Below are 25,836 nucleotides of genomic sequence, written 5' to 3' on the forward strand. Positions count from 1 at the left end.
GTGTTATGGGGTTCAGGCGAAACGGCTGGCGATGCGTTCCGCAGCGGCGATGGTCGTTACATTGGTGGCCACGGACGGCACGTCCGGGAAGATCGAGGCGTCGACCACGCGCAGGCCGGTCAGGCCGTGTACCTTGCCTTCGAAATCGACCACGGCTTGCGGCGCGCCGGCATGGCCCATGGGCGCGGTGGACGTCGGGTGGTGATAGGTATCCAGCGTGGCCTTGATCGAAGCCAGGATGGCTTCGTCGGACTGGGCGTCGGGACCGGGATTGAGTTCGCTGTCCACCATGGCCGCCAGCGGCGCGGTCTGGCCGATGCGGCGCGACAGCTTGACCGCTTCCAGCAGGCGCGCGCGGTCTTCCGGCTCGGCCAGGAAGTTCAGGTCGATCTTCGGCGCGGCCAGCGGGTCGCGGCTGTTCAAGGACAAGCGGCCGCGCGACAGGGGGCGGGTCAGCGCCACGGCCAGCACGAAGCCGACCTTGGTCGGGCTTTGCTCATGCGGGAACAGGTGGGTGGCGGTGATATGCACATCCAGCTCGCCCTGGGCCGCGCCGCTGCTGTGGGTCCACAGCTTGGCGCCGATCACCGGGGTTTGCGCGCCGATGGCTTCCGGCTTGGCGGCGTAGGCGTTGTAATAGAAAGGATGGTCGATCAGGTTCTGGCCCACCGGCAGGTCGGCCACCAGCGGAATCTCCAGTTCGCGCAGATGCGCCTGCGGGCCGACGCCGGAACGCAGCAGGATGGCCGCGCTGCCGTAGCTGCCGGCCGACAGTACCACTTCGCCGGCATACAGGCGCGCGCCGTTCGCCATCTGCACGCCCACGGCGCGTTTGCCGTCGAACAGGACTTTATCGACCGTGCTGTCGCCGTGGATGAAGAGGTTTTCCCGCTCGCGCACGGCGGTCGTCAGGTAGGCCATGCCGGTGTTGACGCGCACGCCGTCGACGATATTCATTGGGTAAGGACCGGCGCCGTTGGCATCGGCGGCGTCGAAGTCGGCGATCTCACGGTGGCCGTTGGCCAGCGTGGCGTCGAGGAAGGCGCGCTGCATCGGCGTGATGTCGGCGCGTTCCAGCTGGCGCACCGGCAGCGGGCCGGAGCGGCCATGCAGCTCGTCGCTGCCGCCGGAACGGCTTTCCAGATTTTTGAAGTGCGGGAGCATATCCTCGTAGCTCCAGCCGGGCAGATTCCAGCGCTTGAAATCTTCGGGACGGGCGCGCAGCGCCACCGCGCCGTTCACGCCCGAGCTGCCGCCCAGCACCTTGCCGCGAATCGCCGCGATCGGGTGGCCCACATAGCCGGCTTCGGTCTGATAGCCCCACTCATGCTGCGCATCGCCGTTGGCGCCCAGGATGTCGCTTTGCGCGATGATGGCGGGATAGGCATTCGGCTCGTAGCTTTGTCCCGCTTCCAGCAGCAGGACGTTGCGCTTGCCGTCCGCGCTCAGGCGGTTCGCCATCACGGCGCCGGCCGAGCCGCCACCCACTACGATCACGTCGAAAACAGCATTCTCGGTCTGCTTGCCATGCACTGCGTCGTTCATCTCTTAGTCTCCAAAGCCGCGGGAAATCCGCGAAACGAAGACTACGGGGATTAGCGATTTTGCATAAGCCGATGAATCACGAATCAGAAGTTCGTTTTTTCCGAACGATCGCTGGAAACGGCTTGCAACTGCTCCTGGATCGGCAGTTCCCACACGGGCGGATAGCCGATTTCCTCGATCAGGAAGTTCACCAGGGTCTGGATCTTGAGCGAGGCGCGGTGCGACTGGCGGTACACGGCCGACACCATGCCGCCGGAAGGCGCAAACTCGGGCAGCACGATGCGCAGCGCGCCGCTGGCGACGGCGTCGGCGCACAGGAAGGTGGGCAGGATGGCCAGGCCCAGTCCCTGCCTGGCCCCGGCCATCAACTGATGGCCGCTATCGGTGCGCATGCGGTTGCGGATGCGGAAAGAGCGGACCTCGCCATCGACGGGCAACTGCCACATGCCATGCGGTTCGCGGTGCACGTACAGCAGGCCGTCATGGTCCTGCAGATCCTCCGGCCGCGCGGGCGTGCCGCGCTCCGCCAGATACTCCGGACTGGCGCAGATCACATGGCGGTTGACGGCCATGCGCTTGGCGACCAGGCTGGAATCCTGCAGCGTGCCGAGGCGGATGGCGAGGTCGTAATTCTCGTCATTCAGGTTGACACGGCGGTCGTCGGCCTCGACGTCGATGCGCAGCTCGGGATGCAGGCTGGCGAAGCGCGCCAGCATGGGCGCCAGATGGCCGATGCTGAAGGCCATCGGCGCGGCAATGCGCAAGCTGCCGCGCATGCAGGCCTGTCCCGCCAGGACGGCGTTTTCCGCTTCGCTCACCTCGGCCAGGATGCGCGCGCTGTGGGCGTAAAAAATCTGGCCCGGTTCCGTCACCATCATCTGCCGTCCGCGCGCCAGCAGGCTCACGCCCAGGCGCTGCTCCAACTGCTGCATGCGCTGGCTGACCATGGACTTGGTGGTGCCCAGGCGCTTGGCGGCCTCCGACATGCTGCCGGCATCGACCACCGCCACAAAGAAATGCATTTCCGCGAACTTGTTCATTGACTGGCTGGCTCCATCTCGTTTTTCTGCGTCGGCATGATAACGGGATCTGGCGTGCAGCCGCTACTATTGAGCAAGTTGCGTGTTGGCGCCGCGAATCAGGCCAGGCTGCAGGCGCGCGTTTGCATCACGCCTTTGAGGAAGCCGCGGCGGATTTTGCCGGCCAGCAGGGCGTTCTGCACTTCCTTGGAATGGCGCTCGGCGCCACTCAGCTTGCGCAGCCAGCCACGGAAGGGGATGGCGCCTTCCACCGTGTTTTGCAGGGCGCCGGTGGCGGCCTTGCTGGCCATGTCGCGCGCCATCTCGGTGCGGCCCTGCTTTTCTTCGGGCGCGTCGATGTCGGGGCCGAGCAGATCGTCCAGGGTATCGACCTGGCTGGCCAGGCTGGGGCAATCCTGTTGCGCGGGCGTGGCATAAGGCTTGTCCAGCGCCTCGCGCAGCGCGGCGGGAATCTCGGGCTTGGAAATATTGAGGTCGCGCAGCGGCGTGCCGGCGATTTCGGTGATGCGTGCTTGTTCCGGGCTGGCGCAGGCAGTCAATGCCAGCGCGGCGGCGATGGCAAGTGCCATTGTCTTCATAAAACCGTTCCTTATCTAAACTGATGCCAACTATATCATGTTGTCACTAAGAAATTCTGAACGGTGCGCCGTGGCGACAGGCAGCAAAAAGCCACCCGCAGGTGGCTTGTCTGGCAACGCTGGCGGTCAGGCGGCTTGCAGCTCGCCGTACAGCGCCAGGAATTCCTGGCTCAGCTTGTGGTTGCGGTCGAGGTGGATCATGGGCAGGTTGCGCTCGTGCGATTCGCGGATGCGGATCGAACTCGACAGCTTGTTCTCCATCACCGGCAAGCCTTCCTCCTTCAGTTCGTCAACCAGGCGCTGTGGCAGCAGGGCGCGCGGCTGGAACTGGTTGACCACGATGCCTTCGATGCTCAGGTTGGCGTTGTGGTCGGCCTTGATCTCTTTCACGTTATTGATCAGGGTGTACAGGGCTTGGCGCGAGAAATCGTCGCAGTCGAAGGGGATCAGGCAGGTATCGGCCGCGATCAGGGCGGATTGGGTGAAGAAGTTATACGCGGGCGGCGTATCGACGAAAATTTCATCGTATTGCTGGCTCAGCTCCTTGAGCGTGTCGCGCAGCTTATAAATCTTGTGGCGCGATTCGAGCTTGGACTGCAAATCGCCGAGCTCGGGATGGGCCACCATGATGGACAGGTTCTCGAACGGCGTCGTGTGGACGTAGTGGCTGGCTTCCTTGGCGAACATGGAAAAGCTCAGCATCTGCTCGAAGTAGGCGCCCAGGGTCGGCGCCACCTCGGTAGTGGCCGCGCCCAGCACATAGCGGCTGGAATTGCACTGCGGATCGATATCGATCAAGAGTGTCCGCTTGCCCTGGTGCGCCGCAATGGCCGCCAGATTCACCGCAATCGTCGACTTCCCGACCCCGCCCTTCTGATTGAAGATCACCCGTTTCATACGCTGGCCCATGAAATGGCTAAGAATGCAAGAATTCTAGCATGATGCGGCGCAGCAAGTGGACAAGTCGGGGCAGATTATCGTGTTGTTGACATGCGGTGGACCTTTCCTCGCCGGCACGCGGTAGTTGCTTTAACGCAAGGTGCATTCTGAACCACATCCTAGGATGAAGTTTTCCGTCATCTTACTTGGAGCTCACGATGCCTTACACTGCAAAAAAGAATTTTACAGAACAAGCAAAAATTTTCGGAAATGGTCAGTGTGTAGCCCTGGTGCGCGAGCTGACAGGCGCACCCGCGTCGTCTACCTGGCGAGAAGGCGATAAGCTGGTTGATTTACTTGAAATTAATGCCCCCATCGCAGCAGGAACAGCCATCGCCACATTTTTCGACGGCCGTTATCCAAATTGGCCACATGGTAATCACGCAGCCATTTTTCTGCGCTGGGTTAGTAACGGGATTGAGGTGTTTCACCAATGGAAAGGTAAGGCGCCTCACCGGCGTGTGCTCTATTTCGGTCGTTCACAAGCTCAGACATTTCTACGCGCTGAACACTATTCAGTCGTCAAATGAAGACCGCAATCCTTGTTCTCGCCAGTACTTTCGCCGGCTTCGCCTCGGCCGGCCAACTGAGCTGCCCCCAATTCGCGCCTGCGGACTGGGGCATCGGGCAGAAAGCGCTGGAGTCAGTGCGTGTAATGTCCTACCCAGCCCAGGATTTGCCTGGTCCGGATCGTGAATACTATGCTACGCCGCCGTGGGAAGAGCGTGAAAAGGCAGGATTTATCTACCAAATCTGGCACCTTGAAAAGGTCGTTGGCTTTAAGCATGAGGTCGACTGTGTCTATGCCGGTACGGATCGCTATCTCAGCCTTGAACTGGCCAATGCGCGAAGATGTGCCGCACGCTGGCGCGCGCGGCGTGACCATGGGGTTGTTCCCTATAGCTTGAATTTCTGGTGCAAGTAGCATTATGCCGGCGAAGGGCGGCATGCGCTGTTACCGGAAATATTCTCCAGCCCGCTCCGGCTGGTAGAGCACCTCCAGCAGGCGAACTTGCAGCAACTGGCCATCGGGACGAGGCCACTCCATCGTATCGCCCACCGACAGGCCCAGCAGGGCGGCGCCAATCGGAGTGAGAATGGAAATGCCGTTTGGCAAATGAGCCATATCCTTGGGGTAGGCGAGTGTGAGGCAGCGTTCTTCGCCCGCGCCGATAATTTCAAAGCGGACGGTGGAATTCATGGTGACGACGTCGGCCGGCATGTCTTCCGGCGCCACGATGTCGGCGCGCGCCAGTTCGTCGAGCAGCGCCTGGCCGGTGACATCGGCAGGCCGTGGCGCGTCGAGCAGGGCTTCCAGCCGCTCGGCGTCGAGCGAGGAAATGGTGATATGGGGTTTCATTGGCAATTCTCCTGGTTTTCGGTTTGGCTTGAAAGGTAAGCGGTAAGCGGGAGCGGCTCGGCGAGGCGGGGATTGCCGGACAGGTCCGGTAGGGCCTCACCGAGCCCAGGAAAGCCAGGCGAGATTGCGGTTGAAGAGCAGGCCGGCCACGACAGGCATACCCGATGCGCGCCCGCTGAGGGAGGCATTGCAAAGGGTTGGAATGGCGGCCAGGGTCATCATGGCTGCGAGTATAACGCGTCCCGCGCGGGGATGAAGGCTTCGCTCCTGAAAACGGAAACGCTACCCGAAGATGGCGGTGCCTGTCTTCTTGGTGGCTGTTCAGAAACGACAATGCGCCAGCATGGCTTGTGGAATTGCCTTACGATTCCCAGGGATTAATGACAGTGACATTGGCCGCTTCGTAGGGAGCCGTATCGCGTGATGCGATGATGAATCTGCGTGACACCGCAATCGCGGCAATGTAGCCATCCGGTGTTGGAAATCCACGTCCGGCGGCTTTGGCCGTCACCGCCAATTTGGCATAGTTCCGCGCTGCATCAGTGTCGAAGGGGAGTATCCGGCCGCGGAAAAGGTGCATCAGGCTGTCAAGGGCTTGCGCCAATATATCCCGGCGTTTTCCGGTCGGAAGTGTCCGTATGCCAAACAGCAACTCGGCAAGCGTTACGCTGGACAGGTACAGGGTTTCGGCCGCTTGCGCGTTCAACCATGCCCGCACAGCAGGGTGGGGCGCGGGCTTCATCGCTTCAGAAACGACGTTGGTATCGAGAACGATCATTCAAGCCTGAGCGGATCGGCCGGCAACTTGTCTCTTGCTTGGGTCAATATGTCGATGTCCTCGTCCGTCACGCCAATTTCGCGGCCCAACGCCGCCAGGGCATCACCCATGAGAAGGCGGGTCTCCGGCTTGACCGCATTCGATAGAATCGCGCGAACTTCGGCCTCCGTGCTATGCCCATGTTGGGCGGCACGCACGCGCAAGGCGCGATGCACATCATCTGGTAGATTGCGTACAGTTAACATTGCCATAGCATCACCTCATACAAATGCCTGCGACGCATTCATAATATGGTGTTGACTGCATGTTCGCAAGCCGGGATGCCTAAAAATGGAGCGGATACGAGGGGTGTGGAACCCACGAACAAAAACGCCACCCGAAGGTGGCGTTTTCTATATTCTTGGTGGCCCGGGGCGGAATCGAACCACCGACACAAGGATTTTCAATCCTCTGCTCTACCAACTGAGCTACCAGGCCAAGAGGCAAGATTATAGCACGCGAAAAAGCATTTGCAATAGCGCCAGGGAAGTTTTTCCTGAAAAATTGCCGACTCAGGGGCGGAAGCGCTGGTCGCGCGCCCTGTATCAAGCCAGAAATTCCCTCTCGCGCAAGGCATTCTGCCCTATGGCAAGGGCTATAATGGCCGGATGAACAATCTGTCCACATCGTCCACGCGGCACCACGTGCAGACTGCGGTTTGCATTGTCGGCAACGGTGCTATCGCCAAAACCACTGCTCTGGCCTTCGCTCAGGCCGGGCACAGCGTCACTTTGCTGGGGCCGCCGCCGTCGCCGGCCGCCAAGCCCGGCTTGGAAGCGAGTTGGGATGTGCGCGTATATGCGCTGAATCACACCGCCTACAATCTGCTGTCCCGCCTCAAGGTCTGGGGCGCCATGGACCAGGCGCGCATCGCACCGGTCGACGCCATGCTGGTCAACGGCGATGGCACGCATGCCGGCGGCCTGCACTTTGACGCGTACGGCGCCCATACCGGCACTCTGGCCTGGATCGTGGAGGAGCGCAATCTGGACCAGGCTTTGGATGCGGCGCTGCGCTTCGCGCAGAATGTGCACACGGTTTCCGGCCGCGCCACCGCCCTGGTGCGCGAGGACGATGGCGCCAGCGTGCACCTGGACGATGGTAGCGTGATTAAAGCCGCGCTGGTGGTGGGCGCGGATGGCGCCAACTCCTGGGTGCGCGGCCAGTGCGATATCGGCATGGATTACCGGCCGTATCACCAGCGCGGCGTGGTGTCCAATTTCGCCTGCGAGAAGCCGCACCATGGCGCGGCCCACCAATGGTTCACCTGCGAGCAGGGCATCGTGGCCCTGCTGCCGCTGCCGGGCAACCAGGTATCCCTGGTCTGGTCGGCGCCCGATGCGCTGGCCGACACCCTGTGCAGCGAGGGCGCGCAGCGTCTGGCCGCGCGCCTGGCCGAATTCGCGGCCGACAAGCTGGGCGCCCTGACGCCGCTGCAGCCGGAAGTGGTACGCGATTTCCCGCTGCGCCTGATGCGTCCCCATTCCCTGGTGTCGCAGCGCGTGGCCCTGGTGGGCGACGCCGCCCACGTGGTGCATCCGCTGGCCGGCCACGGCATGAACCTGGGCTTTGGCGATGTGGAAGACCTGCTCCGCGTGATCTCCGAACGCGAGGAGCAGCGTTCCGTGGGCGACGAGCGCGTGCTGGCGCGCTATGCCCGCGCGCGCAAGGAAGACGTGCTGCTGATGCAGATCGCCACCGATGGTTTGCAACGTCTTTTCGGCGCCGATCTGGAACCGGTGCGCGTAGTGCGCAATTTGGGATTAAACTTGCTGGACAAATTGCCGGGCCTGAAGCGCCGGCTGATTTCTCAAGCACTTGGAAAGCAGTAAACCGGAGAACGTATGAAAAAAAGTAAGTTTGCATTGATGCTCATGTCGGCCTTGTTGATGGCTTGCGCCGGCGCGGAAAATCCCACCGAAGCGAATATCAAAAAGCTGATCGAACCGCGCCTGGGCGACAATGTGAAGGTCGATTCGGTCAAGGAAACTCCTTACGCCGGCCTGTATGAGATCCGCATCGGCGACGAAATCCGCTACACCGACAAGACCGCGACTTACCTGATGGTGGGCCATATCTTCAATCTGAAGACCACCGAAGACCTGACCCAGGCCCGCATCGACGACATCAACAAGATCAAGTTCAGCGATCTGCCGCTGGAACTGGCGCTGAAAACCGTGAAGGGCAACGGCAAGCGCGTGATCGCCGTGTTCGAAGACCCGAACTGCGGCTACTGCAAGCGCTTCCGCAAGCAGACCCTGAACGAGATGGACAATGTGACGGTGTACACCTTTATGTACAACATCCTGTCCGAAGATTCGTTCACCAAGTCGAAAAACATCTGGTGCTCGGCCGACCGCAACAAGGCCTGGGACGACTGGATGGTCGCCAACAAGGCCGCGCCGGCCGCGCCGTCAGGCTGCGTGGCGCCGAACGACAAGGTGCTGGCCCTGGGCCAAAAACTGCGCATCAACGGCACGCCGGCGATCTTCTTCGCCGACGGCAGCCGCGTTCCTGGCGCGATCGACGCCAAGACGCTGGAATCCAAGCTGTCCGCAATCAAGCAGTAAGCATCATCCGACGGGATGCCCGGGCCCAGGCCCGCCATCCCGCAGCATCATTATTGGCGCGCATATCGCTTGCGTGCCTGTACCTCTTTCACGAAGCCCCAGCCAACGCCAAGGAGTAAGAGATGATTACGCTGAATATCAACGGACGCGATACCCAGCTCGATGCCGATCCATCGACACCGATCCTATGGGCCTTGCGCGACAACCTGAATATGACGGGCACCAAGTTCGGCTGTGGCGCGGCCTTGTGCGGCGCCTGCACCGTGCATATGGGCGGTCAGGCCATCCGTTCCTGCGTAACGCCGATCTCCTCGGCCGTGGGCCAGAAAATCACCACCATCGAGGCGATGGAAGGCGACAAGGTGGGCAAGGCGGTGCAAAACGCCTGGGTCAAGCATGATGTGCCGCAGTGCGGCTACTGTCAGAGCGGCCAGGTGATGAGCGCCACGGCTCTGCTGAAAACGAATAAGTCGCCCAGCGACGCCGACATCGAAAGCGCCATGGCCGGCAATATCTGCCGCTGCGGCACCTATCAGCGTATCCGCGCCGCCATCAAGGACGCGGCCAAATCCCTCGCCTGAAGGAGAGCGTCATGCGTAAAGAATGGATGAAGCAGGATGCGGTTGTGGTGGGCGAGAGCGGCGCGGTATCGCGCCGTAGTTTCATGAAGGCGGGCGCATTGGCCGGCAGCGGCCTGGTGCTGGGCTTCTTTATCAGCGGCGGCAATCGCTTCGCGCGCGCGGCCGAAACAGCCAAGCCGGTGTACCAGCCCAACGCCTTCCTGCAGATCGCGCCGGACAATACGGTGACGGTGCAAGTCAACCGCCTGGAGTTCGGCCAGGGCGTGCATACGGCGCTCCCCATGCTGATCGCCGAAGAACTGGACGTGGATTGGCGCCAGATGCGCGGCGCCCTGGCGCCGGCGGCCGAGGCCTATAAAGACCCGGCTTTCGGCATCCAGATGACGGGCGGCTCCGGCACCGTGGCCCATTCCTGGAACCAGTACCGCGAGATCGGCGCCAAAGCGCGCCTGATGCTGATCGCAGCGGCGGCCGAGCAGTGGAAGGTCGATCCGGCCCAGGTCAAAACATCGAAAGGCATGCTGCTCGGACCGAACGGCCAGAAGTCCAGCTACGGCGCCGTGGCCGATGCGGCCATGAAGCAGCCCATGCCGGAAAAGGTCACGCTGAAGGAAGCGAAGGACTTCAAGATCATCGGCAAGCCCACGCCGCGCCTCGACGCGCGCGCCAAGTCCAGCGGCCAGCAGCAGTTCGGCATGGACTTCAAGCCGGAAGGCTGCAAGGTCGCCGTGGTGGCGCGTCCGCCGGTATTCGGCGCGAAGGTGGCGAAGTTCGACGCCAGCAAGGCCAAGGCCATTCCCGGCGTGGTCGATGTGGTGCAGGTGCCGACTGACCGTGGCGGCAGCGGCGTGGCGGTGATCGCCAACGGCTACTGGCCCGCCAAGCAGGGCCGCGAGGCGCTGGAAATCGAATGGGACAGCAGCGGCGTGGAAAAGGTCAGCAGCGACAAGCAACTGGCCGAGTACAAGGAGCTGTCCGCCAAGGCCGGTTTGTCGGCGAAGAAGGCCGACACTTCCAAGCTGGCTTCGGCGCCGAAAAAAATCAGCGCCGTCTATGAATTCCCCTATCTGGCGCATGCGCCGATGGAGCCGCTCAACTGCGTGGTCGATCTGAAAGCCGATTCCTGCACCGTGTGGGCCGGCAGCCAGTTCCAGACCATGGACCAGGCGGCCGCCGCGCGCACCGCCGGCCTGAAGCCGGAACAGGTCACGTTGCACACCATGATGGCGGGCGGCGGTTTCGGCCGCCGCGCCGTGCCGACTTCGGACTATATCGTGGAGGCGGTGAACGTCGCCAAGGCCTACAAGGCCAGCGGCAAGGCCGGCCCGGTGAAAGTGATCTGGAGCCGCGAGGACGACATCAAGGGCGGCTATTACCGTCCTTCCCATGTGCACCGCGCCGAACTGGGCCTGGATGCCAAAGGGCAGATAGTAGGCTGGAACCATGTGATTGTCGGCCAGTCGATTTTGACGGGGACGCCCTTCGAGCAATTCATGATCAAGGATGGCATCGACGCCACCATGGTCGAGGGCATGGGCGATCCCTACGACGTGCCGCTGAACCTGAGCGTGCATAACGTAAAGGCCAATGTGCCCGTGCTGTGGTGGCGCTCGGTCGGTTCCACCCACACCGCTTTTGTGATGGAGACCCTGATCGACGAAGCGGCCCACGCGGCCGGCGCCGATCCGGTGGCTTACCGCAAAAAGCTGATCGATCCCAAGCACAAGCGCCACCATGCGGCGCTGGACCTTGCGGTCGCCAAGTCCGGCTATGGCAAGAAGGCGCTGCCCAAAGGCCAGGCCTGGGGCGTGGCGCTGCACGAATCGTTCAACACCGTGGCGGCCTATGTGGTCGTTGCCTCGGTCAAGGATGGCGTGCCCAAGCTGCACAAGGTCACGGCCGCCGTGCACTGCAACCAGCCGGTCAATCCGCTGACCATCGAGGCCCAGATTCAGGGCGCGATCCTGATGGCTGTCGGCACCACCTTGCCCGGCGCCGCCATTACGCTGAAAGACGGCGTGGTGGAGCAGTCGCAGCTGGCCGACTACGCGATTGCGCGCATGCCGGATATGCCCAAGGTGGAAGTGCATATCGTGCCATCCACCGAACCGCCCACCGGCATGGGCGAGCCCGGCCTGCCGCCGCTGGCGCCAGCTTTCGCCAATGCGGTGTTCAAACTGACCGGCAAGCGCCTGCGCAAGCTGCCTTTCGACCTGGCGACGGCATGACAATGGCGGCAGCGGCGTGAGCATCGTCGGCATTCTGCTGGCGGCCGGGCGAGGCAGCCGCTTCGACCCGGCTGGCGCGCGCAACAAGCTGCTGCAAGCCCTGCCCAATGATGCCGCCTCTGTGCTGGAAGCCAGCGCGCGCCGGCTGCTGGCCGCATTGCCGCGCGTGGTCGCGGTGGTGCGGCCCGTCGACGAAGAAAGCGCGACGCTGCTGCGCAAGCTGGGCTGCGAAGTGAGCGTCTGCCCGCAGGCGGCGCAGGGCATGGCTGCTTCGCTGGTGCATGGCTTGCGCCAAGCGCCGCAGGCGTCCGGCTGGCTGCTGGCGCTGGGCGATATGCCTTATGTGCAGCCGTCCACCATGGCCGCGCTGGCGCGGGCGGTGGAAGAGGGCGCCGACATCGCCGCCCCCATCTATCAGGGCCGGCGCGGCAATCCCGTTGCTTTCGGCCGCCGCCATCTGTCGCTGCTGCTGGCGCTGGAAGGCGACCAGGGAGCGCGCGCCATCGTCAAGAATTTTCCTGTCAATGAAGTGGTGGTGGAAGATTCCGGCATACTGCTGGATATCGACACCCCATCCGACCTACTATGATCAAGACCACGCAAAAGAAAACCGTCCAGAAAAAATCCGGCATCACCTACGCCATCGTCGGCAAGGACCTGCCCGCCCACCTGTACCAGGTCACGCTGACCGTCGATGCGCCGGCCGTGGATGGCCAGATTCTGGCCCTGCCGGCCTGGATTCCGGGCAGCTATATGATCCGCGAATTCTCGCGCAATATCGTGCGGATCAGCGCCGAATCGAATGGCGAGGCCGTGGCCTTGACCAAGCTGGATAAGCATTCCTGGCAAGCCGCCCCGGTCAAGGGCAAACTGGTTGTGCATTACGAAGTCTATGCCTGGGACCTGTCGGTGCGCGCCGCTCACCTCGACCGCAGCCACGGTTTCTTCAACGGCACCAGCGTTTTCCTGCGGGTGCTGGGCCAGGAAGAGGCGGAGCATGTGGTCGATATCCAGCGTCCCGCCGATGAAGCGGCGCGCACCTGGCGCGTGGCGACTTCGCTGAAGGAACTCAAGGCCAAGCGCTACGGCTTTGGCACGTATACCGCCGTCAATTACGATGAGCTGGTGGACAGCCCGGTCGAAATGGGCGATTTTGCCCTGGCCAGCTTCAAGGCACACGGTATCCCGCACGATATCGTTTTCACCGGCCGCGTGCCGAATCTTGACCTGGCCCGCCTGTGCGCCGACCTGAAAGCGATCTGCGAAACCCAGATCGCCTTCTTCGAGCCGAAAACAAAGAAGGCGCCGATGGATCGCTACGTCTTCATGACCATGGTCCTGGGCGATGGCTACGGCGGCCTGGAACACCGCGCCTCCACCGCCCTGGTCTGCTCCCGCGCCGACCTGCCCACCACCGCACAGCAGAACAAGGAACCGAGCGAGGGCTATATGAAGTTCCTCGGCCTGTGCAGCCACGAGTACTTCCACACCTGGAACGTCAAGCGCATCAAGCCAGCCGTGTTCGCGCCTTACGACCTGCAGGTGGAGAACTACACCCCGCTGCTGTGGCTCTTCGAAGGCTTCACCAGCTATTACGACGACCTGCTGCTGGTGCGCGCCGGCCTGATGAGCGAAGCGGCCTACTACAAGCTGCTCGGCAAAACCGTCAACGGCGTGCTGCGCGGCGCCGGCCGCACCAAGCAAAGCGTGGCCGACTCCAGCTTCGACGCCTGGGGCAAGTACTACCGCCAGGACGAGAACGCGCCGAACGCCATCGTCAGCTACTACACCAAGGGTTCACTGATCGGCTTGGCCCTGGACCTGACCATCCGCGCCAAGACCGCGGGCAAGCGCTCGCTGGACGATATCATGCTGGCCCTGTGGCAGCGCTATGGCCGCGACTTCTACCGGGGCGGCGCGCGCGGCGTGACCCCGGCTGAAGTGGAAGCCTTGGTCGACGAAATCAGCGGCATGAAGCTGAAGTCCTTCTTCGAGCGCTATATCCGCGGCACCGAAGACCTGCCGCTGGCCAAGCTGCTGGCGCCGTTCGGCGTCAAATACAGCGATGAGCGCAAGCGCACCAAGCCTAGCCTGGACGTGAACATTGGCCGTGACGGCACTGACTGCAAGCTGGCCAGCGTGCATGAAGGCGGCGCGGCGCACCGCGCCGGCCTGTCGGCCGGCGACCTGCTGGTGGCGGTGGACGGCCTGCGCGTGACCGGCAGCCCATCCAATCTGGAAGGCCTGCTGGCGCGCTACAAGGTTGGCGATACGGTGGAGATCCATGCCTTCCGCCGCGACGAGCTGATGACGTTCAGCGCGCAGCTCGAAGGCGACCGCGCGCCAGGCGTGAGCATTGCGGTGGATGAAGCCAAAAAGAAAGGCGCGGGACCAAAGCGTCCGACGGCAGTGTAAGTCCGCTGGCGCATGTTTGCCTCGCTCGACGTAAGAACCATCATGATCATGACCACGCTGATGTGCGCGGTCATGAGCGTGGTGCTGTATTCCGTGCATCGCAGCGCAGGCCGCGAGGTGCAAGGCCTGGACCAGTGGGCGGCCGGCCTGCTGGCGCTGGCGCCCAGCATCTGGCTGTATAAGCTGTACGGCATCCTGCCCGATCCGGTGATCGTGCCGATCGCCAACGGCGTGGTGCTGTGGGGACTGGGCCGTACCATGCTCGGCACGCAGATGCTGCTGGGGCGCCGTCCTTCCTGGCTGCTGTTCCATGCCGGCTGGGCGGGCGGCGCATCGCTGCTCTGCTGGTTCGCCGCCATTTCCAGCTTCCCCTTGCGCATTGCCGTGTTCTCAGTGGTCGCCTTTTCCTTTTACGCGGTGCAGATTGTGGCCGTGCTGCGCTATGGCGCGCGCCACTTCTCCAGTTATTTCTTCACCGGCCTGCTGGCGTTGCAAGCCTTGCCGGTGCTGGCGCGCGGCGTGATGGCGCTGACCGCCGATCTGTCCACAGTGGATCTGCAAAGAGGCAGCGCACTGGCCACGGTCTACCTGGCCGTAGCCAATATGATGTCGCTGCTGCTGGCGGTGGGCTTCCTGATGATGGCGATGCGGCGCCTGCAGACCGTGCTGGAGCGCCGCTCCACCCATGATCCGCTGACCAATGTGCTGAACCGGCGCGGTTTTGGCGCCTGCTATGACGCGCAACTGGCCTTGCTGCGCCGCGAAGGCCGTCCGCTGGCGCTGATGCACATCGATCTCGACCACTTCAAGAAAATCAACGACCGCTATGGCCACTCGACGGGCGACCAGGTGCTGGTGCACGCGGCGGGTGCCATCCGCTACGCGGTGCGCGAATGCGATTACGTGGCGCGTTTCGGCGGCGAGGAATTCGTGGTGCTGCTGCCTGACTCCACGCTGAAGGCGGCGGCCGGTGCCGCCGAGCGCATTCAGAACATGCTGCGCGAACTGCGCGGCGCGCACCTGCCGGCATATACGGCCAGCATCGGCATCGCCTGCCAATACTCCTCGCATGAATCGCTGGACAATCTGCTGGCGCGGGCCGATGTGGCCCTGTATCGCGCCAAGGCGAACGGCAGGAACCGCGTCGAACTGGACGACGATCCCTGCTCGATGGAGTGGTGCAGCGTGGCCTGAGCAGGCCACGCGGGATCAGGCAAACAGGCGGCTGAGTTCGGCGCCCGGATCGGCGGCGCGCATGAAGGCTTCGCCCACCAGGAAGGAGTGCACGTCGGCGTCACGCATGCGTTTCACATCGTCGCCATTCAGGATGCCCGACTCGGTAATCACCAGGCGCTCTTTCGGAATGCGCGGCAGCAGGCCGAGCGTGGTGTCGAGCGAGGTTTCGAAAGTGCGCAGATTGCGGTTGTTGATGCCGATCAGGCGGCTATTCAGCTTGAGCGCGGCGGCCAGCTCGTCGCCGTCATGCGATTCGATCAGCACGTCCATGCCCAATTCGTGCGAGCAGGCTTCCATTTCGGCCATCAGGCCATGGTCCAGCGCCGCCACGATCAGCAGGATGCAGTCCGCGCCCATGGCCCGCGCCTCATAGATCTGGTACATATCAACCATGAAGTCCTTGCGCAGCACGGGAATGGCGCAGGCGGCGCGCGCCTGTTGCAGATACTCCGTGGCGCCCTGGAAGAACTGCTCGTCGGTCAGCACCGACAGGCAGGCCGCGCCATTGCCGGCATAGCTGGCCGCGATGTCGGCCGGACGGAAGTCGGCGCGCAGCACGCCTTTCGAGGGCGAGGCCTTTTTCACTTCGGCGATCACGCCAGCCGCGCCGGCATCGATCCGCTTGCGCAGGCTCGCTTCAAAACCGCGGATGGCGGCGCGCGCCTCCTTGTCGGTTTCCACTTCGCGGCGCAGGCTTTCCAGGCTGCGGTGCTTTTTGGCCGCAGCCACCTCGTCGGCCTTCACGGCCAGGATTTTGTTCAGGATGTCGGACATGCTGTTGCTCTCAATGTTGTTCAGAAGGTCAGGCGTGCAATGCGGGGGGAGGGGCGCAGCGCTTAATTTCCCGCGCCCAGCGCCTGCGTCACTTCCACGAACTGCTTCAGCTTCGCCATCGCCGCGCCGGAAGATACCGCCTGGCGGGCGCGCTGCAAGCCGTCTTCGATCGAGCTGGCGACGCCGGCCGCGTACAGCGCCGTGCCGGCGTTGAGCGCCACGATATCGCTGGCCGGTCCCGGCACGCCTTGCAGCGCTTCCAGCACCTTGGTTTTCGATTCCGCCGCATTGGCCACCTTCAGGTTGCGGCTGGCCGTCATCTTCAGGCCGAAGTCTTCCGGATGGATTTCGTATTCGCGGATCTCGCCGTTCACCAGTTCGCCTACCAGGGTGCCCGCGCCCAGCGACACTTCATCCATATTGTCGCGGCCATACACCACGATGGCGTGTTGCGCGCCCAGGCGCTGCAGCACGCGCACCTGGATGCCGACCAGATCCTGGTGGAACACGCCCATCAGGATATTCGGCGCGCCGGCCGGATTGGTCAGCGGTCCCAGAATATTGAAGATGGTGCGCACGCCCAGCTCGCGCCGTACCGGCGCGGCATGCTTCATGGCCGCGTGGTGGTTCGGCGCGAACATGAAGCCGATGCCGCTCTGCGCAATCGACTGCGCGATCTGCTCCGGCTTGAGATCGATATTCGCGCCCAGCGATTCGATCAGGTCGGCGCTGCCGGAGGCGGAGGACACGCTGCGTCCGCCGTGCTTGGCCACGCGCGCGCCGGCGGCGGCGGCCACGAACATGGAAGCGGTCGAGATATTGAAGGTGTGCGCGCCGTCGCCGCCCGTGCCGACGATGTCGAGCAGGTTGGTGGCGTCGGCCATCGGCACTTTGGTCGAGAATTCGCGCATGACCTGCGCGGCGGCGGTGATTTCGCCGATGGTTTCCTTCTTCACGCGCAGCCCCATGGTCAGGGCGGCGATCATCACGGGCGACATTTCGCCGGACATGATCTGGCGGAACAGATGCAGCATCTCGTCGTGGAAGATTTCACGGTGCTCGATACAGCGCAGCAGGGCTTCTTGATGGCTAATTGGCATGACAATTCCTTCAATAGAATGAATAGCGTCGCAAAACGGTGGTGCGGGACGCGCGGCGTCCCGTAGCAATCAGCGTTCGAGGAAATTCTTCAACAGCGCGTGGCCGTGTTCCGACAGGATCGACTCGGGGTGGAACTGCACACCCTCGATATCGAATTCCTTGTGGCGCACGCCCATGATTTCGCCGTCGTCGGTCCATGCCGTCACTTCCAGGCAGGATGGCAGGGAGGCGCGCTCGATAGCCAGCGAGTGGTAACGGATGACTGTGAAGGGGCTAGGCAGATTTTTGAATACGCCAACACCCGTATGCGCGATGAAGGAAGTTTTGCCATGCATGACCTGCTTGGCGCGGATGACGTTTCCGCCAAAGGCTTCGCCGATGGCCTGATGGCCAAGGCAAACGCCGAGGATAGGTTTCTTGCCCGCGAAGTGCTTGAGCACCTCGACGGAAATGCCCGCCTGCGCCGGCGCTTTCGGGCCGGGCGAAATGCAGATGCGGTCGGGATTGAGCGCTTCGATTTCCGCGATGGTGATTTCATCGTTGCGGAAGGTGCGCACGTCTTCGCCCAGTTCGCCGAAATACTGCACGATGTTGTAGGTGAAGGAGTCGTAGTTGTCGATCATCAGCAGCATGTTAGAACCCTCCATCCAGGCCATCTTGCACTTGTTCGGCGGCGCGCAGTACGGCGCGCGCCTTATTTTCGGTTTCCTGCCATTCCATCTCCGGTATTGAGTCGGCCACGATGCCGGCGGCGGCTTGCACATGCAGCATGCCGTTCTTGATCACGCCGGTACGGATGGCGATGGCCACGTCCATCTCGCCGCCAAAGGAGAGATAACCGCAGGCGCCGCCATAGATGCCGCGCTTGGAAATTTCCAGCTCGTCGATCACTTCCATGGCGCGTACTTTCGGCGCGCCGGTCAGGGTGCCGGCCGGGAAGGTGGCGCGCAGGACGTCCAGATTGGACATGCCCGCTTTCAGCTTGCCTTCCACATTCGAGACGATGTGCTGCACATGCGAGTATTTTTCGATCACTAGGCGGTCGGTGACCTTCACCGTGCCGATGTCCGAGATGCGGCCCAGGTCATTGCGCGCCAGGTCGATCAGCATCACGTGTTCGGCGATTTCCTTCGGATCGGCCAGCAGCTCTTCGGCCAGTTCGGCGTCGTGCTCCGGCGTGGCGCCGCGCGGGCGGGTGCCGGCGATCGGGCGCAGCGTAACTTTTTTCTCGCCGTCCGGCAGGGTCTCGTTGCGCACCAGGATTTCCGGCGATGCGCCCACGATCTGCATATCGCCGAAATTGTAGAAGTACATATACGGCGAAGGATTGAGCGAGCGCAAGGCGCGGTACAGGCTCAGTGGCGAATCCACATAAGGCTTGCGGATGCGCTGGCCGATCTGCACTTGCATCAGGTCGCCCGCCATCACGTATTCGTGGGCCTTGGCGACAGCGGCCAGATAGTCTTCCTTCTTGAAGTCGCGGATGATCTCCGTGCGCACCGAGGCCGAGGTGAGCGGCGTGTCGACGCCGCGCCGCAGCAGGGCGCGCAAGTCTTTCAGGCGCTGGCGCGCTTTGGAGAAGGACTCCGGCTGCGCCGTGTCGGCATACACGATCAGATACAGTTTGCCGGACAGGTTGTCGATCACCGCCAGCTCTTCCGTCACCATCAGCTGGATGTCGGGCAGGCCCAGATCATCCTTCGGCTGGGTGTGCGCCAGCTTCTTCTCGATATGGCGCACGGTGTCGTAGCCGAAGTAGCCGGCCAGGCCGCCGCAGAAGCGCGGCATGCCGGGACGCAGGGCGACTTTGAAGCGGGCCTGGAAGGACTCGATGAATTCCAGCGGATTGCCTTCATGCGTCTCGATCACTTCGCCGTGTTTGACGACCTCGGTGCGGCTGCCGGTGGTGCGCAGCACCGTGCTGGCGGGCAGGCCGATGAAGGAATAACGGCCGAAGCGTTCGCCGCCCACTACCGATTCTAGTAGGAAGGTGTTCTTGCCGTTGTTCTGGATCTGGGCCAGTTTGAGGTACAGGGTCAGGGGCGTTTCGAGATCGGCGAAAGCTTCCGCGATCAGAGGAATACGGTTATAGCCTTCCTTGGCCAGCGATTTGAATTCGAGTTCGGTCATGCTTCTCTCCATTCCGCCAGCTTTGGATGTGGTGGTGGCGGTGAGGTTCAAAAAACCTGCCGGGAGCGAACGCGTAGGAACGCAACGGCAGCAATCAATACGGCTTAGTTAGCCAACGATTGCCAGCGTCGCCACAGCCAGGCCTCAATCGAGCCGCGGTGGGTGACATTGTGTCTTTTGTTGAGAAACATCGTCTTTAGAAAGGTCAGTTTGCGATTGGGTTTTGCAAGCTAATTAATTGGGCCGCTTGGAGCAGCGAGGCAACTATACCATCAGAATTGATTTTGTGTATACACTCTCCGTGGTTATATCCATATGGCACGGTGAGCACTGGACAGCCGGCCGCGCGCGCGGCTTCGGCGTCGTTCGAAGAGTCGCCGATGGCCACTACCTGCGCCGGCTCCAGCCCGAAATCGTGGCAGACCTGCAGCAGCGGCAGCGGGTCCGGTTTTTTCTTCGGCAGCGAATCGCCGCCATACACAATCTCGAAATAGCCATCCAATTTTTTTTGCGCCAGCAGCGGGCGCGCAAAGGCGATTGGCTTGTTGGTGACGCAGGCCAGACGCAGTCCCGCATCCTTGAATGCCTGCAGGCCGGCCATCACGTCCGGATACAAGGTGCTGTGGTTGCCGTTGATGTCGAGGTAGTGGCGCTGATAGGCGTCCATCGCGGCGGGGAAATGGCGTTCCACGCCATCGGCTTCGTGGTCTAGCGCGAGCACGCTGCGGATCAGGTTTTCCGAACCCTTGCCGACCATGATCTGAATGCGCTCGGCGCTGATGGGCGCCAGATTCAGATCGGCGCGCATGCGGTTGATGGCGACGTGGAAGTCCGGCACGGTGTCGAGCATCGTGCCGTCCAGATCGATGATGGCGGCGCGCACGCCGCGAAGCACAGACGCCGCCGTCATGCTTACACCGTCGCCAGTTGGACGCGCATGGCGTCGATCACGGCCTTGTAGTCCGGCTGGCCGAAGATGGCGGAACCGGCCACGAAGGTGTCGGCGCCCGCTGCCGCGGCGGCGGCGATATTGTCGACCTTGATGCCGCCGTCCACTTCCAGCAGGATGTCGCGGCCGGATTCATTGATCATCTGGCGCGCCAGGGCGATCTTCTTCAATGCCTGCGGGATGAAGGACTGGCCGCCGAAGCCGGGGTTGACCGACATGATCAGGATCATGTCGATCTTGTCCATCACGTGTTCCAGGTGGTGCAGCGGCGTGGCGGGGTTGAACACCAGGCCGGCCTTGCAGCCGTTGTCGCGGATCAGTTGCAGGGTGCGGTCGATATGGTCCGAGGCTTCCGGGTGGAAGGTGATGATGTTGGCGCCTGCCTTGGCGAAATCGGGGATGATGCGGTCGACCGGCTTGACCATCAGATGCACATCGATCGGCACTTGTACGTGCGGACGGATGGCCTGGCACACCAGTGGACCGACCGTCAGGTTGGGCACATAGTGATTGTCCATCACGTCGAAGTGGATGATGTCGGCGCCGGCGGCGACGACATTGCGCACTTCCTCGCCCAGGCGGGCGAAGTCGGCGGACAGGATGCTGGGAGCGATGCGGAAAGTAGTCATGGTGGGGCTTGCCTTAAAAAGATGCGCTATTTTACGCTGCCGTGACTCATCCCGCAGCCGCGGCGACACATTTAAGGGGGACACACCTTGCGCCCGCGCCGGATTTGCGGTGCAATGTGGGACACGCGATATGAAAACGCCATAATTACACTCGAGGCATGTTTGCCGCCCAATCAAGGAAACTCGATGCCCCAGTATGAATTCACCGTTGCGGTCAGAACCCAGTATCTGCCGGAACAGTCCGATCCTGAACGCACCAATTTCGTGTTCACCTATTCGATCACGATCCAGAACACGGGCACCGTGGCCGCGCAGCTGATCTCGCGCCATTGGGTCATCACCGATGCCAGCAACCGTAAGGAAGAAGTGCGCGGCCTCGGCGTGGTCGGCCATCAGCCGCTGCTGCAGCCCGGTGAAACGTTTGAATACACCAGCGGCACCCAGCTCGCCACGCCGCAAGGATCGATGGTAGGCGAATACTTCTGCGTGGCCGAAGACGGCCACCAGTTCGAAGCCAAGATTCCGGAATTCGTTCTGTCCCTGCCGCGCACCTTGCACTGAGCGGCAGGAGCGGCATCCCTGGCACGCCGGTGGTGGGCGTGCCGCAGCCTGCGGGCTGCCTGTTTTACTCGACGCCTTGGTCGTCCTTCTTTTCCGGCAGAGCCTTGACCGGCGGAGTTTTCTTCTTGCTCGGCAGCGTCCACCAGACGATAAAGACCAGCAGGAAGAGGGCCACCAGCGCTTCAATCATTAGATACCACATAGATAATCCCCATGTTATTCGCACGCCGTAGTCTACTCGTTTCTCCCGCCCCCGTCGCCGCTACCGCCCTGGCCTTGCTCCTGAGCGCCTGCGGCACCACGCCGCCGCCAGTCCAACCGGTCAAGCCCGCGCCCGCGCAGCCGGCCACGCCGCCCGTCCAGCCGGCGCCGGTGCAGCCCGCGCCAGCCGCGCCGGCGCGTCCGGCCAAGACTGAATTCGTGCCGGTGCGCTTCTCCTCCCTGCCGGGCTGGACGCGCGACGACGTGCGCGCCGCATGGCCCGCCTTCATGTCTTCCTGCGGCGTGCTGGCCAAGCAGGCCGACTGGAAGGAGCCGTGCACCATCGCGCGCGGCGTGAACGGCAATGACGAAAAGGCGATCCGCCTGTTCTTCGAATCCTTCCTGCAGCCGCACCAGGTGGTGGCGGCCGATGGCGCCAATAGTGGCCTGGTCACAGGCTATTACGAACCGCTGCTGCAAGGTTCGCGCAAGCGCGGCGGCCCATTCCAGACGCCCCTGTATAAAGCGCCGGATGACCTAGTGACGGTGGAACTGGCCAGCATTTATCCGCAACTGAAAGGCATGCGTTTGCGCGGCCGCCTGCAAGGCAAGAAAGTGGTGCCATATGCGACCCGCGCCGAAATCGAGAAGGCCGACTTCAAGGGCAAGGAATTGATGTGGGTGGACGATGCGGTGGAAGCCTTCTTCCTGCAAGTACAAGGCTCGGGCCGCGTCCAGCTCGGCGATACCCAGGAAACCGTGCGCGTCGCCTATGCCGACCAGAATGGCCACCCGTATAAGTCCATCGGCAAATACCTGGTGGAGAAGGGGGAGCTGACGGCCGACCAAGCCTCGGCCCAGGGCATCAAAGCGTGGATTGCCGGCCATCCGACGCGCCAGCAGGAACTGTTCAACGCCAACCCGAGCTATATCTTCTTCCGCGAAGAGAAGTTGCCGGACCCAAAAGTGGGTCCGAAAGGTTCGCTCGGCGTGCCGCTGACGCCGCAGCGTTCCGTCGCCGTCGACGCTGCGCAACTGCCGCTGGGCGCGCCACTGTTCATCGCGACCACTCAACCGAACAGCGAAGTGCCGCTGCAAAGGCTGGTGATGGCGCAGGACACCGGCGGCGCCATCAAAGGCGCCATCCGCGTCGACTACTTCTTTGGCTTCGGCCCGGAAGCGGCGGAAAACGCTGGTCGCATGAAGCAGTCGGGCAATGTCTGGGTGCTGCTGCCGCGACTGCAGCGCTGAACTGGCGCTGCGTGCGGAGCCACTTAGCGTAGCACCAATACCGGCAGCGTGGTGTGGGCGAGCACCTTCTGCGTCTCGCTGCCGAGGAAAAGCTTGTTCAGGCCGCGCCGCCCGTGCGAGGCCATGAGGATGATGTCGCAGCCGAATTTTTCGGCCGCTGTCACGATTTCATCGTAGGGCGTGGGCGATACCGCCACCACGCCTTCGCAAGGCACGCCCGCCTCCTTGGCGGCAAGGGCGACCCGCTCCACGCTGGCGCGGGCCGCCGCGTCCATCTGACGTTCGAATACAGTGGCGTCGGGAACAATCACGCCATCGCCCATCGGCACGAAGGGAAAGGGCTGGGCCACTGAAATCGTCACCAGCCGCGCGCCATTTAATTTGGCGAACTGGATGGCGGTTTCGGTCGCTTTGTGCGACAGCTCGGAGCCGTCGGTCGGCAGCAAAATACTCTTGTACATGGCAACCTCCTATATAGAGGTCAGTGTAGAACCCTTGTTGGCTCAGGGGCGCACGCTTCGGATGGGGCGCGACAGCAGCATCGCCGCCGTCAGCGCCACGCCGCCCGCCGCCACGCAGGCTAGGCCGGTGCGGATGCTGAAGTGGTCGGCCACGTAGCCGGCGGCCAAGGCGCCCAGCGGCGCGGTGGCGATGGTCAGGAAGCGCATGGTCGAGATCATGCGGCCCAAAAACTCGTCGGGTGTGGCTTTCTGGCGCAGCGCCATATAGGGGACAAAGTAGAGCATCACGCCGCAGTCGAAGAAGAAGACCAGGGCCGCATACGCCACAGCGCTGGCCGTCGCGCTGCCGAACAGCGTGGCCGGAATGGCCGGCATCAGCACAAAGCCCATGGCGGTCGCGCCTACGCCCAGCAGAATCGTCACACCCTGTCCATAGCGCCGGTTGAGAGGCTTCAGCAGCAGCGAGCTGACAAAAACACCGATCCCGCCCAGCATCTGCGCCGTCCCCAGTACGCCCGGCGACATGCCCAGTTCGCGCGTCGCGAACAGCAGCACCAGGGCCGAGTAGCCATAGAACAGCAGATGCCAGGCTGCGGCCGACCAGGCCAGCGCGCGCAGCAGCGGCTGCTGCCATATATACGCCAGGCCATCGCGGATATCGCGTAGCGGGTGCTTGTCGGAGGGCGGCGGCACCGGATCGCGCACGCTGACCTTGCGCATCAGCTGCACCGAACACAGGAAGGTGGCGGCATTGACCAGGATGGCGAAGGGGGCGCTCAGCCATTGGATCAGTATCCCGGCCATGCCAGGTGCAATCAGACGCGAAGCGGAATCGGTGGCGGCGAATTTGGACTGCGCGTCGATCAACCCTTCGCGGCCCACCATAAAGGTGAGGAAGATCTGTTCGGCGCCGCCACCCACCAGGGAGCACATACCCATGATGAAGGCCACGGTATACATCCAGGGCATCGACAGCATGCCCAACCACCAGCCCAGCGGTACGCTCGCCAGAGTGAGTGCCTGCACGATCTTGCTTGCCAAAAGAATGGGCAACTTGGCGCGCCGGTCCAGCCAGACGCCGGCGGGCAGGGCGAACAAGGCGAAGGGAATGGCTTGCGCCGCGGTCATCATGCCCATCTGCGCCGGCGACGCGTGCAGCAGCAGTACGGAGCACAGGGGCAGGGCGAGGGCGCTGATCTGGCCGCCGAAGCCATTCAGGATGCTGCTGATCCAGTAGCGGCGGAAATCGGCGCTGCGCAGCAGGGCGTCCTTGCTAAGCTGTTCGGCGAGGTAGGAGCGAAAGACCGTAAACATTGAAGCTTGAATATACCAGCGCGGCGGATGAAAAGGCTACAATCGCCGCACACCTTTCACTCTGGAGGAGATACATCGATGCAATACGAAGACCTGATCGTTGAAGTGCACGACAAAGTGGCCCTGATCCGCCTGAACCGTCCCAAGGCGCTGAATGCGCTGAACGACCGCATGATGAATGAGCTGGGCGATGCCTTCGCCAAGTTCGATGCCGACCCGAATATCGGCTGCATCGTCCTGACCGGCAGTGAAAAGGCGTTTGCCGCCGGCGCCGACATCGCCGCCATGGCCGACTATACATACCAGGACACCTACCGCGACAACTACATCACCCGCAACTGGGAGCATATCCTCAAAGTGCGCAAGCCCGTGGTGGGCGCGGTGGCCGGCTATGTATTAGGCGGCGGCTGCGAGCTGGCCATGATGTGCGACTTCCTGATCGCGGCCGACAGCGCCAAATTCGGCCAGCCCGAAATCAAGGTCGGCGTCACGCCCGGCGCCGGCGGCACCCAGCGCCTGCCGCGCACCATCGGCAAAGCCAAGGCCATGGACATGCTGCTGACCGCCCGCACCATCGATGCCGCCGAAGCTGAGCGCATTGGCCTGGTCTCGCGTATTGTGCCTGCCGACAAACTGATCGAAGAGACCCTGGCTGCGGCCAATACCATTGCCGCCATGCCCTTGTCAGTCGCCATGATGATCAAGGATGCCGTGAACCGCGCCTTCGAAACCACTCTGACCGAAGGCGTGAATTACGAGCGCCGCCTGTTCCACGCCGCCTTCGGCACGCCGGCCCAGCGCGAAGGCATGCACGCCTTCCTGGAAAAACGCTTGCCAAAGTTCGACGGCCTTTGATATAGTTCTGCCCCTGCCGCGACGGTTGATGCAAATCACGAAGCGACAGGGAAAGAAAAGAAGCTTGACGAATCGCACGAAACACTAGATAATCTCGCTTCTCTGCTGCTGACAAACACAACGCTTTGTCGATAAATGCAGCGATCAGGATCTTTAAAAATTAACAGTCGATAAGTGTGGGCGTTTGATGATGTGCCCGGGACTTCGGTCCTGAAGCTCAAATAATAGATTCAAACGCTCATGCAAATATATTAAACGTGACCTTCGCAAGAAGGGATCGTCAGTATTTTGAGTGAGTGAC

At 62.5% G+C, this 25,836-nt stretch carries 27 protein-coding genes, 1 tRNA gene and 1 pseudogene; 12 read left to right on the forward strand and 17 right to left on the reverse strand.

Annotation, left to right across the window (positions count from 1 at the left end):
* Window positions 1–12: 12 nt before the first annotated feature.
* The 4 genes from FHS03_RS17190 to FHS03_RS17205 all read right to left on the reverse strand — a co-directional run bounded on the left by FHS03_RS17190 (window position 13) and on the right by FHS03_RS17205 (window position 4,060).
* Window positions 13–1,545, reverse strand: coding sequence for a GMC family oxidoreductase (locus FHS03_RS17190; RefSeq protein ID WP_183442156.1), 1,533 nt, complete (start codon window positions 1,543–1,545; stop codon window positions 13–15).
* Window positions 1,546–1,628: 83 nt separating this feature from the next.
* The gene (locus FHS03_RS17195; RefSeq protein ID WP_183442157.1) at window positions 1,629–2,585 is read right to left on the reverse strand and encodes a LysR family transcriptional regulator; all 957 of its coding nucleotides are present in this window, start codon (window positions 2,583–2,585) and stop codon (window positions 1,629–1,631) included.
* A gap of 98 nt (window positions 2,586–2,683) precedes the next feature.
* Window positions 2,684–3,163 (reverse strand): hypothetical protein, encoded by a 480-nt coding sequence (locus FHS03_RS17200; RefSeq protein ID WP_229426258.1) that lies wholly within the window; start codon window positions 3,161–3,163, stop codon window positions 2,684–2,686.
* A 126-nt stretch (window positions 3,164–3,289) separates the two neighbouring features.
* Entirely contained in the window at window positions 3,290–4,060 is a 771-nt protein-coding gene (locus tag FHS03_RS17205; RefSeq protein WP_183442159.1) for a ParA family protein, read from the reverse strand.
* A 200-nt stretch (window positions 4,061–4,260) separates the two neighbouring features.
* On the opposite strand from FHS03_RS17205, the gene FHS03_RS17210 reads away from it, so the two are divergent.
* Together FHS03_RS17210 and FHS03_RS17215 are read left to right on the forward strand one after the other, a co-directional pair.
* Window positions 4,261–4,632, forward strand: a complete 372-nt coding sequence (locus FHS03_RS17210) for a BPSL0067 family protein (protein WP_183442161.1) — start codon at window positions 4,261–4,263, stop codon at window positions 4,630–4,632.
* Window positions 4,629–5,027 (forward strand): hypothetical protein, encoded by a 399-nt coding sequence (locus FHS03_RS17215; RefSeq protein ID WP_183442162.1) that lies wholly within the window; start codon window positions 4,629–4,631, stop codon window positions 5,025–5,027. Before FHS03_RS17210 ends, FHS03_RS17215 begins: the two co-directional genes overlap by 4 nt.
* Before the next feature lie 30 nt (window positions 5,028–5,057).
* On the opposite strand, the gene rnk is transcribed toward FHS03_RS17215, so the two are convergent.
* From rnk to FHS03_RS17235, 4 genes are all read right to left on the reverse strand, one after another.
* Complete coding sequence (gene rnk / locus FHS03_RS17220) at window positions 5,058–5,462, reverse strand: nucleoside diphosphate kinase regulator (RefSeq protein ID WP_183442163.1); 405 nt, start codon at window positions 5,460–5,462, stop codon at window positions 5,058–5,060.
* 361 nt (window positions 5,463–5,823) lie between these two features.
* Complete coding sequence (locus tag FHS03_RS17225; protein ID WP_183442165.1) at window positions 5,824–6,240, reverse strand: type II toxin-antitoxin system VapC family toxin; 417 nt, start codon at window positions 6,238–6,240, stop codon at window positions 5,824–5,826.
* Window positions 6,237–6,491 (reverse strand): FitA-like ribbon-helix-helix domain-containing protein, encoded by a 255-nt coding sequence (locus tag FHS03_RS17230; RefSeq protein ID WP_183442167.1) that lies wholly within the window; start codon window positions 6,489–6,491, stop codon window positions 6,237–6,239. Before FHS03_RS17230 ends, FHS03_RS17225 begins: the two co-directional genes overlap by 4 nt.
* A 150-nt stretch (window positions 6,492–6,641) precedes the next feature.
* Window positions 6,642–6,717, reverse strand: a tRNA-Phe gene (locus FHS03_RS17235).
* Window positions 6,718–6,887: 170 nt separating this feature from the next.
* On the opposite strand from FHS03_RS17235, the gene FHS03_RS17240 reads away from it, so the two are divergent.
* From FHS03_RS17240 to FHS03_RS17270, 7 genes are all read left to right on the forward strand, one after another.
* A complete protein-coding gene (locus FHS03_RS17240; RefSeq protein ID WP_183442168.1) occupies window positions 6,888–8,111 on the forward strand; it encodes a UbiH/UbiF family hydroxylase in 1,224 nt (407 codons plus the stop codon).
* 12 nt (window positions 8,112–8,123) lie between these two features.
* Window positions 8,124–8,849, forward strand: a complete 726-nt coding sequence (locus FHS03_RS17245; protein ID WP_183442169.1) for a DsbC family protein — start codon at window positions 8,124–8,126, stop codon at window positions 8,847–8,849.
* 122 nt (window positions 8,850–8,971) lie between these two features.
* Window positions 8,972–9,430, forward strand: a complete 459-nt coding sequence (locus FHS03_RS17250; RefSeq protein WP_183442170.1) for a (2Fe-2S)-binding protein — start codon at window positions 8,972–8,974, stop codon at window positions 9,428–9,430.
* Between the two features lie 11 nt (window positions 9,431–9,441).
* Window positions 9,442–11,658, forward strand: coding sequence for a xanthine dehydrogenase family protein molybdopterin-binding subunit (locus FHS03_RS17255; protein WP_183442172.1), 2,217 nt, complete (start codon window positions 9,442–9,444; stop codon window positions 11,656–11,658).
* 16 nt (window positions 11,659–11,674) lie between these two features.
* A complete protein-coding gene (locus tag FHS03_RS17260; RefSeq protein WP_183442174.1) occupies window positions 11,675–12,247 on the forward strand; it encodes a nucleotidyltransferase family protein in 573 nt (190 codons plus the stop codon).
* Window positions 12,244–14,073 carry a M61 family metallopeptidase gene (locus FHS03_RS17265; RefSeq protein ID WP_183442175.1) on the forward strand — a complete coding sequence of 610 codons (1,830 nt, stop codon included), beginning with the start codon at window positions 12,244–12,246 and terminating at the stop codon, window positions 14,071–14,073. Before FHS03_RS17260 ends, FHS03_RS17265 begins: the two co-directional genes overlap by 4 nt.
* 42 nt (window positions 14,074–14,115) lie before the next feature.
* Window positions 14,116–15,267 carry a GGDEF domain-containing protein gene (locus FHS03_RS17270; protein ID WP_183442177.1) on the forward strand — a complete coding sequence of 384 codons (1,152 nt, stop codon included), beginning with the start codon at window positions 14,116–14,118 and terminating at the stop codon, window positions 15,265–15,267.
* A 15-nt stretch (window positions 15,268–15,282) separates the two neighbouring features.
* Here FHS03_RS17270 and trpC read toward each other — a convergent pair whose 3' ends face one another.
* The 6 genes and pseudogenes from trpC to rpe all read right to left on the reverse strand — a co-directional run bounded on the left by trpC (window position 15,283) and on the right by rpe (window position 20,892).
* Window positions 15,283–16,083: an indole-3-glycerol phosphate synthase TrpC gene (gene trpC, locus FHS03_RS17275; protein WP_183442178.1), complete on the reverse strand. Its 801-nt coding sequence runs from the start codon at window positions 16,081–16,083 to the stop codon at window positions 15,283–15,285.
* 62 nt (window positions 16,084–16,145) lie between these two features.
* Window positions 16,146–17,183, reverse strand: a complete 1,038-nt coding sequence (trpD, locus tag FHS03_RS17280) for an anthranilate phosphoribosyltransferase (protein WP_183442180.1) — start codon at window positions 17,181–17,183, stop codon at window positions 16,146–16,148.
* A gap of 69 nt (window positions 17,184–17,252) precedes the next feature.
* Window positions 17,253–17,816, reverse strand: a complete 564-nt coding sequence (locus FHS03_RS17285) for an aminodeoxychorismate/anthranilate synthase component II (protein WP_176349939.1) — start codon at window positions 17,814–17,816, stop codon at window positions 17,253–17,255.
* A 97-nt stretch (window positions 17,817–17,913) separates the two neighbouring features.
* A pseudogene (locus tag FHS03_RS17290) lies at window positions 17,914–19,326 on the reverse strand (anthranilate synthase component I family protein); the annotation flags it as partial.
* A gap of 193 nt (window positions 19,327–19,519) precedes the next feature.
* Window positions 19,520–20,224 carry a phosphoglycolate phosphatase gene (locus tag FHS03_RS17295; protein WP_183442184.1) on the reverse strand — a complete coding sequence of 235 codons (705 nt, stop codon included), beginning with the start codon at window positions 20,222–20,224 and terminating at the stop codon, window positions 19,520–19,522.
* A gap of 2 nt (window positions 20,225–20,226) precedes the next feature.
* Complete coding sequence (rpe, locus tag FHS03_RS17300) at window positions 20,227–20,892, reverse strand: ribulose-phosphate 3-epimerase (RefSeq protein WP_183442185.1); 666 nt, start codon at window positions 20,890–20,892, stop codon at window positions 20,227–20,229.
* A 186-nt stretch (window positions 20,893–21,078) separates the two neighbouring features.
* On the opposite strand from rpe, the gene apaG reads away from it, so the two are divergent.
* A complete protein-coding gene (gene apaG, locus FHS03_RS17305; protein WP_183442187.1) occupies window positions 21,079–21,453 on the forward strand; it encodes a Co2+/Mg2+ efflux facilitator ApaG/CorD in 375 nt (124 codons plus the stop codon).
* Window positions 21,454–21,517: 64 nt separating this feature from the next.
* Here apaG and FHS03_RS17310 read toward each other — a convergent pair whose 3' ends face one another.
* Complete coding sequence (locus FHS03_RS17310; RefSeq protein WP_176349935.1) at window positions 21,518–21,655, reverse strand: hypothetical protein; 138 nt, start codon at window positions 21,653–21,655, stop codon at window positions 21,518–21,520.
* Between the two features lie 11 nt (window positions 21,656–21,666).
* Here FHS03_RS17310 and mltA point away from each other — a divergent pair, with 11 nt between their 5' ends.
* A complete protein-coding gene (gene mltA / locus FHS03_RS17315; protein WP_183442189.1) occupies window positions 21,667–22,905 on the forward strand; it encodes a murein transglycosylase A in 1,239 nt (412 codons plus the stop codon).
* Between the two features lie 23 nt (window positions 22,906–22,928).
* On the opposite strand, the gene FHS03_RS17320 is transcribed toward mltA, so the two are convergent.
* Together FHS03_RS17320 and FHS03_RS17325 are read right to left on the reverse strand one after the other, a co-directional pair.
* Complete coding sequence (locus FHS03_RS17320) at window positions 22,929–23,366, reverse strand: universal stress protein (protein WP_050409544.1); 438 nt, start codon at window positions 23,364–23,366, stop codon at window positions 22,929–22,931.
* A 42-nt stretch (window positions 23,367–23,408) separates the two neighbouring features.
* On the reverse strand, window positions 23,409–24,680 hold the full coding sequence (locus FHS03_RS17325; RefSeq protein ID WP_229426259.1) for an MFS transporter: 1,272 nt from the start codon (window positions 24,678–24,680) through the stop codon (window positions 23,409–23,411).
* Window positions 24,681–24,758: 78 nt separating this feature from the next.
* Here FHS03_RS17325 and FHS03_RS17330 point away from each other — a divergent pair, with 78 nt between their 5' ends.
* Window positions 24,759–25,535 carry an enoyl-CoA hydratase gene (locus FHS03_RS17330; protein WP_050409542.1) on the forward strand — a complete coding sequence of 259 codons (777 nt, stop codon included), beginning with the start codon at window positions 24,759–24,761 and terminating at the stop codon, window positions 25,533–25,535.
* Window positions 25,536–25,836: the final 301 nt, after the last annotated feature.

Origin of the sequence: Pseudoduganella violacea (genome assembly GCF_014191875.1) — a bacterium.
GTDB classification, from domain to species: domain Bacteria; phylum Pseudomonadota; class Gammaproteobacteria; order Burkholderiales; family Burkholderiaceae_D; genus Rugamonas; species Rugamonas violacea_A.